The 18900-nt window shown below is 35.8% G+C and carries 16 protein-coding genes, 1 pseudogene and 1 riboswitch; of the genes and pseudogenes, 3 read left to right on the forward strand and 14 right to left on the reverse strand.

The features are described from left to right. Window positions 1-76: 76 nt before the first annotated feature. Window positions 77-165, reverse strand: a riboswitch (cyclic di-GMP riboswitch). Window positions 166-464: 299 nt separating this feature from the next. Beyond that, window positions 465-1547, reverse strand: coding sequence for a DNA alkylation repair protein (locus tag BUC25_RS03665; RefSeq protein ID WP_084543347.1), 1083 nt, complete (start codon window positions 1545-1547; stop codon window positions 465-467). A gap of 103 nt (window positions 1548-1650) precedes the next feature. Here BUC25_RS03665 and BUC25_RS03670 point away from each other — a divergent pair, with 103 nt between their 5' ends. Together BUC25_RS03670 and BUC25_RS03675 are read left to right on the forward strand one after the other, a co-directional pair. Next, window positions 1651-2772, forward strand: coding sequence for a YibE/F family protein (locus BUC25_RS03670; RefSeq protein ID WP_073199743.1), 1122 nt, complete (start codon window positions 1651-1653; stop codon window positions 2770-2772). A gap of 37 nt (window positions 2773-2809) precedes the next feature. Continuing rightward, window positions 2810-3619 carry a YibE/F family protein gene (locus BUC25_RS03675; RefSeq protein ID WP_073199745.1) on the forward strand — a complete coding sequence of 270 codons (810 nt, stop codon included), beginning with the start codon at window positions 2810-2812 and terminating at the stop codon, window positions 3617-3619. 451 nt (window positions 3620-4070) lie between these two features. Here BUC25_RS03675 and BUC25_RS03680 read toward each other — a convergent pair whose 3' ends face one another. The 6 genes and pseudogenes from BUC25_RS03680 to BUC25_RS03705 all read right to left on the reverse strand — a co-directional run bounded on the left by BUC25_RS03680 (window position 4071) and on the right by BUC25_RS03705 (window position 7824). Further along, window positions 4071-4589 carry a peroxiredoxin family protein gene (locus tag BUC25_RS03680; protein WP_073199747.1) on the reverse strand — a complete coding sequence of 173 codons (519 nt, stop codon included), beginning with the start codon at window positions 4587-4589 and terminating at the stop codon, window positions 4071-4073. After that, window positions 4586-5236 (reverse strand): hypothetical protein, encoded by a 651-nt coding sequence (locus BUC25_RS03685; RefSeq protein WP_073199749.1) that lies wholly within the window; start codon window positions 5234-5236, stop codon window positions 4586-4588. Before BUC25_RS03685 ends, BUC25_RS03680 begins: the two co-directional genes overlap by 4 nt. A gap of 179 nt (window positions 5237-5415) precedes the next feature. Further along, entirely contained in the window at window positions 5416-5643 is a 228-nt protein-coding gene (locus tag BUC25_RS03690) for a sulfurtransferase TusA family protein (protein WP_073199751.1), read from the reverse strand. 37 nt (window positions 5644-5680) lie between these two features. After that, entirely contained in the window at window positions 5681-6808 is a 1128-nt protein-coding gene (locus BUC25_RS03695; protein ID WP_073199753.1) for an MBL fold metallo-hydrolase, read from the reverse strand. Window positions 6809-6836: 28 nt separating this feature from the next. Beyond that, window positions 6837-7231, reverse strand: a pseudogene (locus BUC25_RS03700) (DsrE/DsrF/DrsH-like family protein). Window positions 7232-7260: 29 nt separating this feature from the next. After that, entirely contained in the window at window positions 7261-7824 is a 564-nt protein-coding gene (locus BUC25_RS03705) for a sulfurtransferase TusA family protein (protein ID WP_073199755.1), read from the reverse strand. A 369-nt stretch (window positions 7825-8193) separates the two neighbouring features. On the opposite strand from BUC25_RS03705, the gene BUC25_RS03710 reads away from it, so the two are divergent. Next, window positions 8194-8850, forward strand: a complete 657-nt coding sequence (locus tag BUC25_RS03710) for a YczE/YyaS/YitT family protein (protein ID WP_073199757.1) — start codon at window positions 8194-8196, stop codon at window positions 8848-8850. Window positions 8851-9443: 593 nt separating this feature from the next. On the opposite strand, the gene BUC25_RS03720 is transcribed toward BUC25_RS03710, so the two are convergent. The 7 genes from BUC25_RS03720 to BUC25_RS03750 form a co-directional block, all read right to left on the reverse strand. Continuing rightward, entirely contained in the window at window positions 9444-11669 is a 2226-nt protein-coding gene (locus tag BUC25_RS03720) for an alpha-galactosidase (RefSeq protein ID WP_073199760.1), read from the reverse strand. A gap of 12 nt (window positions 11670-11681) precedes the next feature. After that, on the reverse strand, window positions 11682-12512 hold the full coding sequence (locus BUC25_RS03725) for a carbohydrate ABC transporter permease (protein WP_073199762.1): 831 nt from the start codon (window positions 12510-12512) through the stop codon (window positions 11682-11684). Then, the gene (locus BUC25_RS03730; RefSeq protein WP_073199763.1) at window positions 12512-13408 is read right to left on the reverse strand and encodes a carbohydrate ABC transporter permease; all 897 of its coding nucleotides are present in this window, start codon (window positions 13406-13408) and stop codon (window positions 12512-12514) included. Before BUC25_RS03730 ends, BUC25_RS03725 begins: the two co-directional genes overlap by 1 nt. A 63-nt stretch (window positions 13409-13471) precedes the next feature. Then, entirely contained in the window at window positions 13472-14767 is a 1296-nt protein-coding gene (locus tag BUC25_RS03735; RefSeq protein ID WP_073199765.1) for an ABC transporter substrate-binding protein, read from the reverse strand. Window positions 14768-14969: 202 nt separating this feature from the next. Then, window positions 14970-15995 (reverse strand): LacI family DNA-binding transcriptional regulator, encoded by a 1026-nt coding sequence (locus BUC25_RS03740; protein WP_073199767.1) that lies wholly within the window; start codon window positions 15993-15995, stop codon window positions 14970-14972. A gap of 515 nt (window positions 15996-16510) precedes the next feature. Further along, window positions 16511-17809: an alpha-glucosidase/alpha-galactosidase gene (gene melA / locus BUC25_RS03745; RefSeq protein WP_073199769.1), complete on the reverse strand. Its 1299-nt coding sequence runs from the start codon at window positions 17807-17809 to the stop codon at window positions 16511-16513. 117 nt (window positions 17810-17926) lie between these two features. Next, entirely contained in the window at window positions 17927-18811 is an 885-nt protein-coding gene (locus BUC25_RS03750; protein ID WP_073199771.1) for an AraC family transcriptional regulator, read from the reverse strand. Window positions 18812-18900 lie beyond the last annotated feature (89 nt).

Here is an 18900-nt window from a genome sequence, read left to right on the forward strand (position 1 = left end):
GTTGAGTTAGTATACTTTCTAAAACATAAAAAAGCACTCTAAGCTTATAACAACTTAGAATGCTTCCATACTTCTTCATAGCAGCCCAGCCGTCATAACATTTTTCAATGTTTTAGACCTGTGGTTTTGCGCCCTTACCTTTCGATAAGTTTGCCAAACGGGGTACAAATGACTTAGTATCCCGTATTTATTCGCTTCTGATTACATGACTATAATCTTACTAATGATACACATGTAAGTCAATATACATATGAGTAATTAAATAACAAAAGGTTCAAAAGTCTCTTATTAAGCCCTTTTATTTCCATTTTATGAACTGTTCAGAACGGCATATATCTGAATGTTTAATTAACTTTTAATTTATTATGAAAGTGAGAAGATGTTTTGAATTACTATTTAGAAAAATCGCCTTTATTTTTTCTAAATTTGATCAGTTATTATAACCGATGGACAACATCTCATTATTAACCTTGCAAAATAAATGTTTTCTGCTCGATTTCCTCCCCATTCACATAAATAATCAATTTATGCTGACCACTATAATGCTTTCGAGTAGATAGATCAGCAAAGCTTTGCTTACATTTTAAGAGATGACTGCCGTTAGCATAATGCTTGTCCGATAAATGAAATTTTTTACGACTCACTTTGCCATTTGCTTTTTGGTAATCAATCGCATATTCGACACGCAATAACAGCGAATCTGGTGAACGATTCTCTAAATAGAATGAAAAATGAAGTGTATCTCCAATTGTTAACGTATCTCGGCTAAGTTCTAAAGAACGAACAGTGATAGAGGTCGGTTGTTGGTAGCCGAATAATCGTAAAGCGTCCTTATTCCCTTTTTTGAGAAGGGTTCTGCTTGCATGTCGTAAAATCCAGTCTGTTATTGAATGTTTCGCTTTTTTCTGTTGAAGCCATTCCATAATGATGGCTGGGTGAGTTTTTGAAATATCATTGAGATTATTGGCTACGCTTTTCTGTACATATCGCGAGGGATCTTCTTTCAGCTCTTCTAATATCGGAAGAATCGGTGAGGGATCCTTTTGAAATTCCCTTAAAGGTTGCGCCCAAGGAAGCTTCGGTCTGCAGCCTTCACTGGCCAATCTGCGAACATGCTCATTTTCATGTCGTGACCATTGATACATTTGCTTCATCATTTTGTCTGTATCTTTGATGATAAAAGGACGAACAGCAAATTCTGAGCTGCTGTACTTCGTAAAAATTTCTAAAGCTTGCATTGATAATTCCCAATTCTCTTGTCCAAATCGTTCGACAAAATCAGGGAAAAATAAATATGGAAATCCACTACAGCTTGGGGCTATATCCTCCAGGATCAAAATCGCCTCTTCATATTTATCTGGTAACAGCTTTCCTAAAGTTTCTGTGATATGTCGAATTCGCTGTTTTAATTCGAGCTGATCCCAGTCTTTTGAATAGATAAGATCGATAAAACGCTCATTATTAAAGGCTGGATATACTTGTTGTATTTTTAACGATAGATCTTCAAAAAATGCTAGAGTATACATTTCTTTTAATGGTGTTGCCACATTTTTCACCCTTTCAACTAGCATACATTCATATTTTCTACTATTATGATACCATGAATAGCATAATTATTGCGTACCTTAAGACGCCACGGAGTGATCTGAATTGAACAGATGGAAAGAAAAAATAACAAAAAAACATATCATCTATTCGCTTTTACTAATAATTTGCTTTACAGCATCTCTCGTTTTTGTTCAGAATAATCACAGTTTTTATGATCGCCCGATTGCTAAAGTAGTAGAGACTACAGAGCTAGAGCGAACAGAAACGATCGATCAACACGACAATAGCGATATAGAAGTAACACAAGAGTTAAAGGCTGAAATATTAAATGGTGATCACAAAGGATCCTTATTGTCGATTAACAATCACTACACAGAGTCTCAAGCAATTGATCACCACTTTGAAGTTGGTGACGAGTTTTTTGTTTCTGTGGACTCAGAAAATCAGACAGGGGAAATACTGGATGTAAAAAGGGATATTTACGTGGTTTTCGTTTTATGGATGTTTCTTTTAGTCTTAATTGCTGTTGGCAAAAAGCAAGGGGTACTATCCTTTGTCAGTTTGGCAGTCAATGCACTCATACTATCGCTTGCCTTAGATATTTACATGCACAACTCAGATATCAGCTTGTTATGGATCTCAGGGATAAGCGTTGTTCTTTTTACGATTCTATCCCTTTTAATAGTAAACGGAAGAAATCAGAAAACATATGCTGCCATGATCGCGACGCTAGTAGGGACTTTAAGTTCGTTGATAATTGCCTACTTTGCATTAGATATAACAGGGGAACAAGGTTTGCGCTATGAAGAAATGTCTCTTAGTACCCGTAACCCTCAGCTTATATTTATGGCTGGATTGTTAATTGGGGCATTAGGTGCGGTAATGGATGTTGCGATCACAATGTCCTCCTCTTTATTTGAATTATATGAGAAAAACAAGCAAATCTCAGTAAAAAAGTTGAGACAATCAGGTCTTGAGATTGGTAAAGATATTATGGGAACGATGACAAATATCATTTTTTTCGCCTATGTGAGTGGATCGATTCCGATGATGCTCTTATATTTAAAGAATGACTCACCATTAGGCTTTACCTTAACAATTAATCTCTCCATCGAATTAGCCCGAGCCTTGGCAGGTGGTATAGGGATCGTCTTGACCATCCCAATCGCGATCTACATTACGTTATTCTTTATCAAGAGAGACTCTAAAAACCAGGAATTATGAACGATTACGTTGTGAGTAAAAGAAAGAGGGTATTGTCATGAATGCATTAATTTTATTATCGCTAATCTTATTTATTCTGATGGCACTCATTGGAGGAAAAAAAGGGGTAAAAACATTTATAGCTCTATTCCTTAATTTTGGAGTACTATTAGTGACGATATTAATAATGAATGACCCGAATGCAAGTCCAGTGCTATTGACGTTAATAGCCAGTATCATCATCAGTATGATTACACTCTTTTTTATCCATGAGGTTAACCGTAAAATGGTGATGGCTTTCTTCTCTACGATTGTCACTACCATCCTCTTACTGTTATTCATTGTGATCATTACAGATCGTTCGATGATACAAGGATTTGGTCCAGAAGAAGCAGATGGCTTGTATCTTTTTTCACTAGCGATTGGACTTGATTTTGTCGAAATTACAATATCCGTTATTATTATGAGTACGATTGGCGCAATTTTAGATACTGCTATTGCAATTAGTTCACCCATGCAAGAAATTCACCAGCAAAATACGACGATCAGCAGAAAGGATCTATTTAAGTCTGGCATGTCGATTGGACGAGATATTTTAGGGACAAGTACCAACACGTTGTTTTTCGCCTTTTTCGGTGGTTATTTAGGATTATTAATTTGGCTAAAGGATTTCGATTATAGCCTTGGAGAGATGGTAAATGCAAAAGTGTTCAGTGATGAATTGATTGCGATCTTAATGGCCAATACAGGGATCGCATTAGTAATCCCGATCACAGCCGCTATGAGTGCGTATTTTTATCACAGCACCAAGCAACCAAAAGAGGCTAAAACACAAGAATTTCATACTCAGAAGGATAATGAGACATAACTCTGGTGGTAATTATGAAATTTTAGAACTGCGCAACAACCGCTCCGGCTTGTCCGCTTTTTTATAACTCTACAACTTAAGCAATAGAATGCATTTTTGCTTTAATCACTTTCTTTTATGCTAATTATTTGTAGTATCAATCCAAAATATTAGCATTTGCAAAAATTGTAGAATTTCATTGAGCATAGGCGGCCACTCCAACTCCTACGGGACTCGTTTTTCCTGAAGATCCACTTTTTCAAGCGATTTTTGCTTGGAAAAGTTAGCTGAAGGAAAAACCCCATGGCATAGAAAACACTACGAAAGCTCTGCTTGAGTAGATGTTGCACTTGTGCCCGTGGTGAAAGGGGAGTGGCCAAGCCGAAGCGGATCCCAGACACGTACGTCATGTCAAAATTATCACTACAGTTATTTCGAATTTTTCTGTTATTGCGTATCAATGTGTTTGAAGTTATTGTAGTTTATTATATTCTAACATCATCTGTTCATAATTAAGTGGACCAAATGTGTAAAATTGAATTACACCGTCTCTATCAATCAGATAGGATGTTGGGATAGGCCGGATTTGATAGAGGTCAGCCACTTTATTTTCTCGATCCATCGGTATAGCGAATTCGAGACCAAATTCTTCCACGAAGTCGGGAACATCTTTTTCAGTTGCTTCTGTAGTAGTAAGATTAATTGCCAGGATAGTGATGTCTGTGTTTTCGTGAAATTGTTGCATATCTGGCATTTCCGCCCGACAAGGTGGACACCATGTCGCCCAAAAATTGAGCATTACCGGTTGGCCACGAAAATCAGATAGCAATACCGTATCACCAGTTAGTGTTTGCAATTCAAAATCAGGAGCGACATTACCTATATCCAGACCTACCTCTTCGTTCTCTGATTCTTGATTACCGATCAAAAAATCGATAACAGCATATGCCATCATGGCTATTAATAGAATTGCGATGATCCATTTTTTCAAAACTGTCGACCTCCATTACTGTAATGCAAATATTTCTGCAGTATACCTAGCACAACAATCAGTATGTAAAAGATAAGGCTTGGTGCAAATTGAAAAACTGGAGCATTGATGATCATTTGCAAGAGTCCCCAACCAATTAACATGGTATTCGCTAAAACACCAGGAGCTTTCTTACCACTGCACGCAATTAGGTAACTAAGAAGGATCAATAACCCTACTAAATATTGCCAACTTGTCTGAAAGAAGATTTGCTCCATAAAACTGTGTAGAAAACTGGCTAGTAAAAATATCGTGATTAATACATACAAATGGCCTTGATAACTACGAAACGTACGTATCCATTTCCACCAACTATATCCAATCGTCAGAATGAGGGCAAGATACAATGCCATGGTATTACTGGGATACGTTAAAACTGCCATCGGATCACTCAAAAACACATCTATGTTCCATAATACTTTTCCAATCCACAATGAAATAATTAGTGTAAAAAGAATATTCGAAGCAGTATCTAACAGTTGTCTTGTTTGTTTTTTATCGAAAGGCGAAAGAAAATAGAATAAAATACACCCGATCACAAAACTTGCAATGATCATGATAAGCTCTGTTTTAATAACGAGCGAACCTAACATAAAGGCTTGTGGCATGTCATCCCTCCTTCTATCATTATATATTACTCTTCGTCCATGTTCATGAACAAATTTTGAACATTTTGTTTCTATGTATGCAAAATCCAAACGGACCGAATGAATTGGTTCGATTTGCCGTTTGGATTTTGCTAATTTCATAATATTTCAGTGCTTGAGCCGTACCGTATTATCACATGTTATCCTTTTTGCACCCAAAATTTTAGTACGCCGTCTTCTTCTGAATCTTGCAATAATTCGTGACCACCTGATTTTGCCCATGCAGTTAAGTCACTTTTTGCTCCTTTATCCGTAGCATGGATTTCCAAAATCTCTCCTGATTCAATGGTTTCCATTTCTTTTTTTGTTTTTACGATTGGCATTGGACATGCTAATCCCTTTGCGTCTAATACTTTTTTTACGTTCATTATATTATCTCCCCTTTAAATATATTAATTAATTGATTTATCTTACTGCACAACGATTTGGACCGATTTCCATCTCACGTTGTTCCTCTTCTTCTGGTATAATTTTACCCATATTTGTTTCACGGATTTGTTGATACGCATTCGGTTGAGGTGGTAGATTTTCTGTTACCATGCTTCTGAATTTATCTTCATCCTCAATGTTTAAGCCATGATTTTCTGCAAAAAGTGTTCCTAATTTTTCTGCTACTGTTCCATCCTCATTTAGTTCGTCAATGATCATGAAGTGAGCAGGCAGTACAACTAAGTCTTCCGATAGCTCTTTGTAACGAGAGTACAAGGTTTCTCTTAAGTCACCTACCCAGTCTTCTGCTTTACCTGCTAAGTCAGGACGCCCGATCGAATCAATGAATAGAATATCACCAGATAGCAAGTATTGGTCGTCCACTACAAATGAAGTAGAGCCGATCGTATGGCCCGGCGAATACAAGGCATTAATATCAATTGCGGTATTACCTACTGTTACTTTGTTGCCATCTTTCAATGCTGCATATTCAAACGTTACGTCACCTGCATCTTTAGGTGGTAACCAGTAAGTTGCGCCAGTTTGTTCTGCTAATTTACGTCCACCAGAGATGTGGTCAGCATGTAAGTGTGTATCAAAAACATGCTTTATTTCAACACCTTTTTCTTTGGCAAAATTGGTAAATACATCTGTCATACGAGTTGCGTCGATAATCGCTGCTTCGCCTTCTGATACCACCATATAGGATAGACAGCCTTTCCCGATACGTACGAATTGATACATCGCGCCACCGTCTTTAAGGTCACCTACTTTTACAGGTTCTAAGTGTTCGCTCCATGCTTTCATTCCGCCTTCAAAATAATAAACATCTTTTCCAGCCTCTGATAACATTTCTGCTACCATTACAGATGAGCCTTCCTTTGCACATACAACAAGTGTTTCTTTATCTGATGGAATTTTGTCTAAAATATCCTCGACACCATCGATTAAATCAAAATAAGGTATATTTAAATAGTCAAAGTGGTCTCCTTCAATTTTCCAATCTTCAAATGCATCTTGATTTCTTACATCTAAAATAAATAGTTCTTCTTTATTAAAAACTTTTTTTGTTACTTCACTAGCTTTCATTGGTTGAAAAGTCATTTATTGATACCTCCGTTACGTTTTTTGATTAAAAAGTTAGGCTTACGTTCGCGTCTTTTGCAAATTCTAAAAAGGTTACTGCGCCACCTACGTCAATTCCATCAATGAAATCTTCTTTTTCTAATTGCATTGCGTCCATTGTCATTTGACATCCGATAAATGTCACACCTAATTCTTTTGCCATTTCCACTAATTCAGGGATCGAAGGAACATTTGCTTTTTGAAACCCTTCTGCATAATGTTCTTTTCCTTTTGGCATTGGTAAGTTCTGATGTGCCTCTTTATGAATTAAGTTCAATCCTTCAAATGTAAAGAAAATCGCTACCTCTTTATCTGAAGCTGCTGCTGCAGTTGCTATATTGTATATTTTAAAGCGTCAAATAAACCACCGTTACTTGCGATAATTGCTACTTTTTCACTCATGTTCATTTCCTCCTATTTGCAATATTTATTTATTCTGTTTCTCCATTCCATTCACTCATACCTGGTACAACATTCACGACATTTGCAAAACCATTCTCTGATAGCTTTTGTGAAGCTAAATCACTTCTACTCCCTGTACGGCATACCACGTAAATATTTTTATCCTTATCTAATTCTTGTTGACGTTCTTCTAATTCACCAAGTGGAATAGATTGTGCACCAGGGATATGACCAAATGCATATTCCGCTTCTTCTCTTACATCTAATACAACAATATCTTCTTCAGTTGATAATTTTTCGGTTAACTCTTCGTTTGTTACTGTGTGTGGGTGTTTCTTTTCTGTTGTCTCTTCATCAGAAGATTTGCGCAGATAGTGTTTTAAAACATCTCCATTTTCTTTTGTTCCTAAATATTGATGACCTGAGCTTTTTGCCCATGCTTCAATATCTGCTGTAGATCCTTTGTCTGTTGCTTGTACCTCAATTACTTGTCCCGCTTCTAATCCATTGATTGCTTTCTTTGTCTTAACAATTGGCATTGGGCATGCTAAGCCTTTTGCATCTAGTACTTGATTTGTCTTAATGTTCTCCATATTAGTACCTCCTAATACCTATTAGGGTATATTTTATTATAAAAAAATTTGTTATTTATATTATATTTAATAACTTTTATTACCCCTGTGGGTATTACTATACAAAAGAATCTGTTCTATGTCAAACTTCTTTTTTATATTTCCTTTTAGCTCGAGTTGACTATGTTCTCGATCTATTCACAAATTCGGTACATTCGCTGTTTTTCAACAATTACTTCTATCCACATGTGATTTATTTCGATATAATAAAGAAGGAAGACAATCAATATTTTCTATGAATTAATTTCTTATTAAATTAAATTTATTTAGATAGATAAAATGTTCTTTTTCCCAAATATATTATTTATAAACAAAGAAGGAGACAACGTGATGAATCGACAACTACTGAAGAAGCTTATTATGATTTTAATTGGAAACTTATTTATCGGGATTGCCGTCTCGTTATTGCGATTAAGCACTCTGGGAACCGACCCTTTCACAACAATTAATCTGGGTTTAAGTAATTTCTTTAACTTATCTTTTGGAGTATACCAATTACTTTTTAATTTTTTATTATTAATCATTGTCGGTTTATTTTATCGAAGCTCCATCGGCATTGGTACGATCATCAACATGGTAAGCATTGGATTTGTTTCAGACTTTTTTGTGTATAGCTATCATTTATTTTTTGAAAATATCGAATTATTAGTGGTAAGAATAATCATGATGTTGTCTGCGGTATTTTTTGCAAGTTCCGGTGTGGCTTTATATATAACTCCGAAATTAGGCATGGCACCATATGATGCTTTAGCTTTTGTTATTGAGAAGGTGACACATAATAAAATTCCTTTTGCTATCGCACGAATTGCAACAGATATCACTTGCGTCATTGTCGGTTTTTCATTTGGTGCAATTGTTGGGATTGCTACCGTTATATTTGCCTTCTTCACAGGTCCAATGGTTCAATTCTTCCGAATAAAAGTCGCAGAACCAATACTGAAAGCAAAGAATGAGGAAAAATTAACACCAATACCAGCACACAAATAACACTTCATATATGTGAACAGCAACTTTGTAGAAAGAAACTACAATATAAACTGTATGGTAATTTTGAAATAGTTTAAACCGGTTAACATCCGCTCCGGCTGCCCACTTCCCTTTCCGTGGGTTTTTACCTTCAGCTAACTTTTCCAAGCAAAGATCGCTTGAAAAAGTGGATCTTCAGGTAAAAAGCGACCATAGGAGTGAAAGTGGACGGCCTGCGCTATTCTAATTATCCTACAATTATTGGGACAGGTAGCATTTTTGAGCTGTTACTCCAATCAAGGAATTTTTTGAGTGAGAGAAATAGCATAATGCTACTTCATCCTAGCGTTGTAGAATATCAATTTAGCGAAGGCGTCCGCTTCAACTCCTACGGCATGTTTTTATCCGAAGATCCACTTTGGCAAGCGGTTTTTGCTTACCAAAGTTAGCTGAGGAGAAAAAGCCGTGGAAAGGGAAGCGGACAAGCCGCAGTGATTGCTAAGCTCACACATTATGTCAAAATTACTACATCATTTATTACGTAGTATCCTGATATTGCAATAAAAAACCGATCGAATTAATTTAGTATCGATCGGTTTCTCTTTGTCATTCTTTTATTGTTTGTTTAATATAAATAAACGCGAGTAGAAATCTCCGGGAACTTCAAAGTCATCAAGTTCTCGAAAGATATAATGATCTAGCTGTATACCGACTTCCATCAATTCATCACCATGATAAATACCTTCATACCCTTCGATCTGATAACTTGCTTCAGGGTCCAAGCCTTTTAGTAATAAGCGTTTGAATTTTTCATTCGGCCGACAAAGTACATGGTAATCTGCAACAATTGCTTTTGATTGATCTTCTGTTACCACCATCCATGTAGTACGGTTACCGTCTTTTTCAAAAGGACTTTCAATACGGTAGAAGGTACCAAATTGGAATAATGATCGATGTTGTTTGAAAAATTCGATTTGCTGTTTCATCTCTTCTTTATCTTTATCATTCATCGTAGTCACATCTAATTCATATCCAAATGCACCAAAGAAAGCTACTTCTGCTCTCATTTTCAAACTTGTAGAACGACCCACCTGGTGATTAGGTATATCGGATACGTGTGCACCCATTGAACTTAAAGGATAAACTAACGAGCTTCCATACTGAATTTTCAAACGCTCCACGGCATCTGTATCATCACTTGTCCACGCTTGTGGTGCGTAATAAAGCATTCCTGGATCAAAACGCATCCCACCACTCGCGCACGACTCAAATAGCACATCAGGAAATTCAGAAGTTAATCGTTCGTATAAATCATATACACCTAAAATATATCGGTGAGCTACTTCCTGTTGTCTGTCAGCAGGAAGTGCAGCAGATCCAATCTCGGTCATAAAACGATTCATATCCCATTTCACATAAGAGATTGGAGCATCTCGTAAAATAACAGACATCATTTCATACAATGCATCAACTACTTCTTTCCGTGAAAAATCTAGGACATATTGATTTCGTCCGTGTGATTGATTACGATTTGGTACATGTATGATCCAGTCTGGATGATTTTCATATAATTTACTTACTTTGGAAACCATTTCTGGTTCAAACCATAGGCCAAAATCCATATCGAGTGCCGTTACTTTTTCTGCTAATCCTTTAATTCCGTTTGGAAGCTTTCGCTTATCGACAAACCAATCCCCTAACGAGGTGGTATCATCATCACGTTTACCAAACCAGCCATCGTCTAATACGAATAATTCAACACCTAATTTTTTTGATTGTTTGGCCATTTCAACAATTTTTTCTTCATTAAAATCAAAGTAAGTTCCTTCCCAATTATTCGTTAATACCGGGCGAACTTGATCACGCCATTTTCCACGTGCTAAACGTTTTTGATATAAATGATGGAAATTTTGACTCATACCATTCAAGCCGTTATGTGAATATGTCATAACTACTTCAGGTGTTTGAAAACTTTGATTTGCTTCAAGTAACCAATTAAAATCGAATGGATTGATCCCTAAACTAACACGTGCAACATCTAAATAATCTACTTCTACCTGAGCAAGAAAATTACCACTATATACTAAGCTAAAGCCTAAAACTTCTCCTTGGAATTCGGTCGTACTTGATCGTTTTAAAGCAAGGAACGGGTTGTTATGTCCACTTGCTGTACCTCTTGATGTTGAAATGTTCTGAATACCTGTTTCTAATTTACGTGTTATTACATGTCTTTCCCGGGACCAGGCACCCGAAAGTTGAATCATTTCATAATCAGCGTCAAATAGATCGAGATTGGCACTCATTGCTCTTGTAATATTAACGTTTTGAGATCCTTTGTTATCAAACCTTGCACTTCGTGTGATCGCATCCATCTCTTCAAAAACGGAATATAGTAATGTTAACTCCACATCAATTAGTGCATCATAGAGTGTAATTTCTAGTGTTTCGACTTGATCACCGGCTTCCGCATACGTTGCAGGTAGACCATCTAATTTTGGTTTTCCTTGATAGATTTTGTGATCTTTATATTGAAAATCGGTAATTCTACTGCCATTTTCCTGCAGAATCTGATATGCGGGCTCTCGAGAGTCTGTCGTTCCATAACTTGGGTACTCTTGCTTTGTTTGTTCTAAAGAGAAACTCATATCTCCTTCTTTTAAATAAGGTGTATTCGGACGATTACCTTTGACAAGTAAGTGGTCGAAAGAATTCTTATGTCTGATTTTCTTTCCATAATAGAGCTGACCTAATTGTTTATTTTCAAGTATTGTGAAAATATAACTGCTATTATTTGTTTGCAAATGAAATTCGTTCGTTTTTTCATTAAAAATAATTGCCATGCTGATTCTCCTTTATCCTTTTACTGACCCTGATGCTAAACCTTTAATAAAATATTTTTGCAGGAATAAGAATAAGATTACCATCGGTGTCATCGCAACTAATGCTGCAGATGCAACTAGATTCAGATTATTCGTATTTTCTCCAAAAAATCCTGATAATGCTACTGTCATCGTTTGTACTGATTTATCTTGAAGGAAGAAAATCGCAAATTGGTAATCATTCCAAATGAATACACACGCGATTATTAATACCGACGCTGTTACAGGTTTTAATAATGGAAATACAATTCTAAAAAAGATATTTATTGTACTTGCACCATCAATTCTCGCTGCTTCTTCCAAGGATTTTGGAATGGTAGAACGAATAAAACCAGCATATAAAAAGATCGTCAGAGGTAAAAATGACGCTACATTGTTAAATATCGCTACTTCATGTGTATTCATTAAGCCAATACTGACCACAAGTTGATAGAGTGGTACTAATGCTGCCAATGGTGGTACAACCATAATAGCAATAAAAAACATATACATAAATTTATTCAATTTCGTTTGCCTTCTTGCTAATGGATATGCTGCAAGTGAACCAACAATAATTAACAAAATCGCGGCAAAGAATGTAATAATCGCAGTATTCATTAATGCATTTCCTAAATTCGCCTTTTCCCATGCCTCACTAAAATTAACCCAATTGATTTCAGTAGGAAAAATCCATTTTGAACTAAAATCCCCTTTAGCCTTTAAGGCAGTCGTTATTAAAATGTAAAACGGCATAAAATGCAATAACGCAATCATAATCGCAAATATGGATAGTATCGTCTTTTTACGTTTAGAAGTATAATTCATTATGCTTCGACCTCCTTACGACGGAAGTATACTAGTGCAGACAGACTAAGAATTAAAATAATAACCATCATTAGTACACCCTGGGTTGCAGCGTAACCGGCATCTTGTCTTGAAAAATACAAATCATACATAAAAGTAGACATAGATTGTGATGCATTACCAGGTCCACCACCAGTTAGAGAAACAATAACATCAAATAGTTTTAACCCACCAATAATATTTATAACCATATTAATTGTGATCGAAGGCATTAATAGTGGGAATGTAATATTTTTAAATTGTTGAAACGAAGATGCTCCATCAATTTCAGCAGCTTCGTAAAAGTCTTTTGAAACACTTTGCAGACCTGCTAAATAAATAATCATTGCAATTCCGACGAATTGAAAAGTATTTACAAAGACAATGATCCAAATGTTCATATCTGGATTACCTAATGCATTGATAGGCTCCATCCCTAACCAAATTAACACATCGTTCAATGCTCCACCTTGATAAGCAAAAAAGAAATACCATATATAACCCATGATTAACGGGCTAATGATTACCGGTAAATAGACAATTGTTCTTGTAATAGCTTTAAATTTAATACTCTGGTTTAAAAGCAAAGCATAAGCCAAACCTAAAACATTTTGAAAAACCGTACTGCCAATACCATATAAGAGAGTATTTCGGACAACTAACCATGTATCGGGATCTGTCAGCATTCGTGTATATTGGTCAATTCCTACAAAATTAGATGATTGAGAAAACCCATTCCAATCTGTAAAAGAAATTCGAATTCCATTAATAAACGGATAAACAATAAAGAACGCAACAAACAGGAATGCTGGCACATACATCCACCATAAGGAAGAGTTTTGCTCCAAATTATTTTTTCTTGCTTTTTTGAACCCCATTACTTTCAACTCCTATTATTAGTAACGAGCAGGAGATTTACTCCTACTCGTTATGCATATGTTTTATTCAGAAGCTTCTTGTTCAAGTAAGCGCGTATATTCGTCCTTCATTTTTTCTGAGACACCCTCTGGATCTAATGAGCCTGATAGTAACTCTTGTCCAGCAGTCCCCATTGGTTCCCACATACCACTTGGTAAGAATACTCGGTCAAAATACGGTTCTACCATCACATCAGAATATTCATCATAATAAGGTTGATAGTAAATATCAGCTGAAGCGTTTGTTAACCCAGCCGGTAATGCTGTACCTTCAGCCAGTTCTTTTACGATATCTGGTTGTGAGATGAATTCAATAAATGCTTTTGCTTCTTCAGGGTGCTCGGAGTCTTTCCAAACAGCCATTGTGTGACGTTCGCCACCTATCCAACTTTGCTCGCCACCTTCATGAATAGCTGGGACTGGCATAACACCTAATTCGGTATCTGGATTTAATTCTTGTACTGCATTAATAGGTACTGTGGCCATTACAAATGCAATTTTTCCTTGTGCAAATAATTGTGTTTGCTCATGTACTTGAGCTGTTAAAGCATCTACATTAAGTAATTCTTTTTCTTGCATTTCTAATAATTTTTCAGGTAAGAACGTATATGGTTCCCAATCAAATGAACCATCTAATAGTTCCTCACTGTAATCATGGTCCGGATGAGTTATTAATAATGGTGTTGCAAATTGATCAAAATATTGACCAAAAGCACCAAATTCACTACCTGCAAACCAGAAAGGCGTTACTTCTCCATCACTTTCTTCTTTAATCGTTTCTAATGCTGTCATAAATTCATCAAATGTTTCCGGTGGTTCTACTCCGTATTCATCTAATATGTTTTTATTGTAAGTCAACCCATCTTTTGCCTGGTTGATTGGATATGCATAAACTTTACCCTCTTCGTCAGTGAAAATCGTTTCTAGTGAAGGATCCAAATTTTCTACCCAATCCATATCACTTAAATCCATGGTATATTCACCATAACGATTCTTTGCCCAACCATGTGTGTCAAATAAATCTGGCATATCATTTGCAGCCATTTTAACGCGTAACTGGCTTTCATATTCTCCGGCAGGGAAATTATAATCGATATTAATGTCAGAATGTTCTTCCTCAAACTTTTTAATAACAGATTCCATTGCTGCCTGATCTGATTCATTTGTTACTGTGGAATATAAAGATAAAGTAACTTCTCCTGAACCTTCATCTCCGCCATCATTGCTACCGCTTTCATTTGAACTATCATCACTTGAACAACCAATTAATAAAACAGAAAGAATTGTAATAAATAAAAATGACTTTACATACGTTTTCATTAAATTTTACCCCTTTTCTTTGATCATATTTAATATCGATTCATTGTAAGGAGCACTCTTTTTCTATATAATAGAATTACTCTTGCGTTCAAGAGTGCCAATGTAGTCCTAGTAATCTTCGCCAAAAGTACTTTCTAGGGCTACTTTTTGATGACTGCAATTTCTCTCAAAACGAAACATCACCCCCTTAAAGTGAAGTTACTTATTTGATATGTGACCCACAGCTTTCCCTTATGACTAACTTCGTAGGCACTACTACTTTCAAAGGTAATTCACGACCATCTAACCGATCCATTAACAATTTCACACCTGTTCTACCCATCGTTTCTGTCGGCACATGAATGGTTGTTAACGGGCAACTAGCGAACTTTGCCATTTCCACATTGTCGAAGCTTACAATTGCAACCTCATCAGGTACTTTTATGTTTTCTTCTTGCAAGGCTCGTAAGGCACCAACAGCCATCGGATCACTTGCAATAAAAAATGCATCAGGTAATTCTCCTTTGAGTATCGCTTCTTTCATTAATCGGTAACCTTCAGACATAGTGAAGTCACCTATATACGTATGTTCAGATGCATTTATTTCCATTTTTTTCATCTTTTCATTAAATGCTTTATGTCGTCCATCACTAAAATGTCGAGTCTGTTTGTTTTTAGAATGCTCTGCCTGAAGTCCACCAATATATCCTATTTTCTGATAGCCTAAATTAAACAAGTGGTCTAATGCTAGATTGGTTGCTTTTTCAAAATCGATGACAACTGAATCAAAGTGATATTCATCTGGAGAATAATCAACGTAAATAAAATGTTTAATTTTCTGCTTTAATTGTTCCACTACTTCTGTATGAATTTTGCCTATCACTATTAATCCGTCCAGCTCATCATTTAATTGAGATAATTGATTATGAATACGGTAAATTTCTACTGTTTCTACACCAATTTCTCTACATTGTCTTTCCACTCCTTGTCGAATCGATAAAAAATAAGGATCACTTAATTCTTCTTCTATCGATTGGCATAGAAATATTCCAAATTTATAGGTAGAGGCTTTTTCCTCTATTTGTTTCTTACGTGAACGGATAGTTGTATAGTCTAAGCTTTTTGCAACTTCCAGAATTCGTTGTCTTGTATCCTCTGCCACAGATAATGATTGATCATTATTCAATACTCTTGATACGGTTGCAGGTGATACTTTTGATTTGATAGCTATATCTTTAATCGTTGCCATTTTCCATCACGATCCCATTTAGTAAATTGTAAACGTTTCACTTAATTTTATTTAGTAAAGTTTTATCAATATAATTAGATACTATCATACTATAATAACGCTTTCAACTAATTTTTTCGTGTTTTTTTACTTTATTTATTAAATATTTACTAACCGCCCTTCAAATTAATCTTTATCAACACATAAGAAAAACCGGGAAAGCCCATTCGGTCTTTTTTAGTAGTAATTTTTTGAAATGGATAATAGAATTAAAACCTGCTCCGGCTTGCCCACTTAGCTTTCCAAAGGGCGCGTTTGCATAGGAAACACTACGAAAGCTAGCTTGAGTAGATGTTGCACTTGTGCCCGTGGCAAAAGAGAAGTGGACAGCCGAAGCGGTGGATTCCTACACACTACGTCTCAAAATAACTACTTTGATAACAAATGCCATGATACCGCTGATTATATGCTTTCCTTGCTTATAAAAAAAGGGATATCATGCAGAACGCATAATATCCCTTTCATATATATATTTATTATTTATATTCTGGAAGCCAATCACCGTGGGCTTGAATCAAGTCATCACATAGCGCGATGATATCATCCATCGATAACTCTGCTGCAGTATGTGGATCTAACATTGCTGCTTGATAGATTTTTTCTTTCTTTTGTGTTAATGCTGCTTCAATAGTTAATAACTGTGTGTTTATATTCGTACGATTTAATGCTGCTAATTGCTCAGGAAGATCTCCTACATATGTTGGGCTCACACCATTTGCATCTACTAAACACGGAACTTCAACTACTGCATTCTCTGGTAAATTACTAATTAAGCGTCCTGTGTTCAGAACATTCCCACCAATTTTAAATGGTTTATTTGTTTCCATTGCCTCAATAATGTGTGACCCATATTCATGTGTACGTTCATGCTGAAGGTTCTGGTCACTCACCAAGTCATCACGCATTTTCTTCCAGCCTTCTATTTGGTTCACACAACGACGCGGATATTCATCCAGCGGAATATTAAATCGATCAATTAACTCTGGATATTGACTTTTAATAAAGTATGGATGGTATTCCGCATTATGCTCGGAAGATTCTGTTATATAGTAGCCGAATTTATCCATCATTTCAAAACGAACCATATCATCATGTTTTTCCAGTTGTTTCTTTTTAGCACGTTTTTTAATTTCTGGATATAGATCTTCACCATTTCTTGTAATCTCCAACAACCAAGCCATATGGTTAATACCTGCTATTTTCCATTGAATATTGTCTTTTGGCATATCGAGTGAATCTAACAAGTGATCCGCACATATCTGCACACTGTGACATAATCCTACTGTTTTAATACCTTCTTTTAACATAATGTTGGTTAAAACTGCCATAGGGTTTGTATAATTTAAAAACCAAGCATCAGGACACACTTCTTTTATATCTCGAGCAAATTCTTGCATAACTGGAATTGTTCTTAAGTTACGAAAGATACCACCAATACCTAAGGTGTCTGCAATCGTTTGACGAAGCCCGTATTTCTTTGGTACCTCAAAGTCAGTAATAGTACACGGATCATAGCCACCTACCTGTATCGCATTGATGACGTATTTTGCTCCCTTTAACGCTTCTTTACGGTCGTGGTATGCTTTCACCTTTACTGTTGAATTTAGACTTTTTTTCAAATTATTCAACATCATCTCTGAATCCTTTAATCGTTCATGATCAATATCGTAAAGCGAAAATTCAAAATCTTGCAGTGCGTCAACTGTCATACAGTCACCTAGTAAATTTTTAGCAAACACAGTACTACCTGCACCTAAAAATGTAATTTTACTCATATATTTACCTCCTATTATTTTGCGCGAAATTGCTTTTCTATAAAACCTATAATATAGAGTTTTTATAACGTTTTCAATCGTAAAATAATCTAAAATGTGCAATATATTGCTGTAACACTAATCAATAAATAGTCGATCTACTGGCATAATAGACTTCTTTTGACGATAAATACTTGGGGATTCCCCTAGTAAACTTTTAAATACTTTACTAAAATAATTACTAGTTGAATATCCTACTTTATTTGCTATTTCATCAATTGACAATTCTGAATGTTGTAACATCTCCAATGCATGCTCTATACGTATCTTCGTTAAAAATTGTATCGGTGTATCCTTTACTGTTTTCGTAAACAACCTTGTAAAATGATATTTAGATAAACCCGACACAGCTACAATTTCATCCAGCCCAATATCTCCCTTATAGTTCTCTTTCATAAAAGTAACTGCCTTTGCAATTGCAATAGGTAAATCCCCATCCTTTTGTTGATCATATTCTAAATATTGCATGCATTCCATTAAAAAGGAATATGCATAGCCACTAGCTTCATATCCATGATTGATCCCCGTTGTTTCAATTATTTCTATCATACGAAATATGTGCTTTATCGGACGGGAATGACTGGGCCACTTAAATATATGACCATGATTACCTGTTATTGTTTGATAATGTTTACTTGCTTCATCTCCATAAACAGTTATATAAATAAAATCCCATTTGTTTGATGTTTTTGGTAAGTAATAGCTATGGTCGCTCGGTATATTTACCATAAAAGCATCACCCTTTTTCAACGAATGTGTCTCGCTTCCAATTCGTATTGCTCCCTGACCATTTAATGTATATTGAAAAACGATTCTACCTTTTTCTCCCCGTTCCAATCCATTCCATTGATAAGTATACTCTGTTCTTGATTCTTTACCAATGGAATGTAAGCCTGCTACACGACTTTGGTACTCCCCTTTGAAACGAAAACCATATGTATTGTGCTTTAAATATGAATTCAAATCGAATACCTCCCTTCTCTCTATCATAACGAATTTTCTGAGAAAATCACTCCTTTAATTGACTTCCCTCTCCAAATCGCTTAAGCTTG

Source organism: Gracilibacillus kekensis (genome assembly GCF_900143085.1).
Lineage (GTDB): Bacteria > Bacillota > Bacilli > Bacillales > Amphibacillaceae > Gracilibacillus > Gracilibacillus kekensis.

What these genes read in the sequence shown, in the direction of transcription:
- BUC25_RS03675 (WP_073199745.1), top strand. Translation starts at nt 2,810, where the DNA reads ATGAATGCATTAATTTTATTATCGCTAATCTTATTTATTCTGATGGCA.
- BUC25_RS03685 (WP_073199749.1), bottom strand. Translation starts at nt 5,236, where the DNA reads ATGCCACAAGCCTTTATGTTAGGTTCGCTCGTTATTAAAACAGAGCTT.
- BUC25_RS03690 (WP_073199751.1), bottom strand. Translation starts at nt 5,643, where the DNA reads ATGAACGTAAAAAAAGTATTAGACGCAAAGGGATTAGCATGTCCAATG.
- BUC25_RS03695 (WP_073199753.1), bottom strand. Translation starts at nt 6,808, where the DNA reads ATGACTTTTCAACCAATGAAAGCTAGTGAAGTAACAAAAAAAGTTTTT.
- BUC25_RS03705 (WP_073199755.1), bottom strand. Translation starts at nt 7,824, where the DNA reads ATGGAGAACATTAAGACAAATCAAGTACTAGATGCAAAAGGCTTAGCA.
- BUC25_RS03710 (WP_073199757.1), top strand. Translation starts at nt 8,194, where the DNA reads ATGAATCGACAACTACTGAAGAAGCTTATTATGATTTTAATTGGAAAC.
- BUC25_RS03720 (WP_073199760.1), bottom strand. Translation starts at nt 11,669, where the DNA reads ATGGCAATTATTTTTAATGAAAAAACGAACGAATTTCATTTGCAAACA.
- BUC25_RS03725 (WP_073199762.1), bottom strand. Translation starts at nt 12,512, where the DNA reads ATGAATTATACTTCTAAACGTAAAAAGACGATACTATCCATATTTGCG.
- BUC25_RS03730 (WP_073199763.1), bottom strand. Translation starts at nt 13,408, where the DNA reads ATGGGGTTCAAAAAAGCAAGAAAAAATAATTTGGAGCAAAACTCTTCC.
- BUC25_RS03735 (WP_073199765.1), bottom strand. Translation starts at nt 14,767, where the DNA reads ATGAAAACGTATGTAAAGTCATTTTTATTTATTACAATTCTTTCTGTT.
- BUC25_RS03740 (WP_073199767.1), bottom strand. Translation starts at nt 15,995, where the DNA reads ATGGCAACGATTAAAGATATAGCTATCAAATCAAAAGTATCACCTGCA.
- melA (WP_073199769.1), bottom strand. Translation starts at nt 17,809, where the DNA reads ATGAGTAAAATTACATTTTTAGGTGCAGGTAGTACTGTGTTTGCTAAA.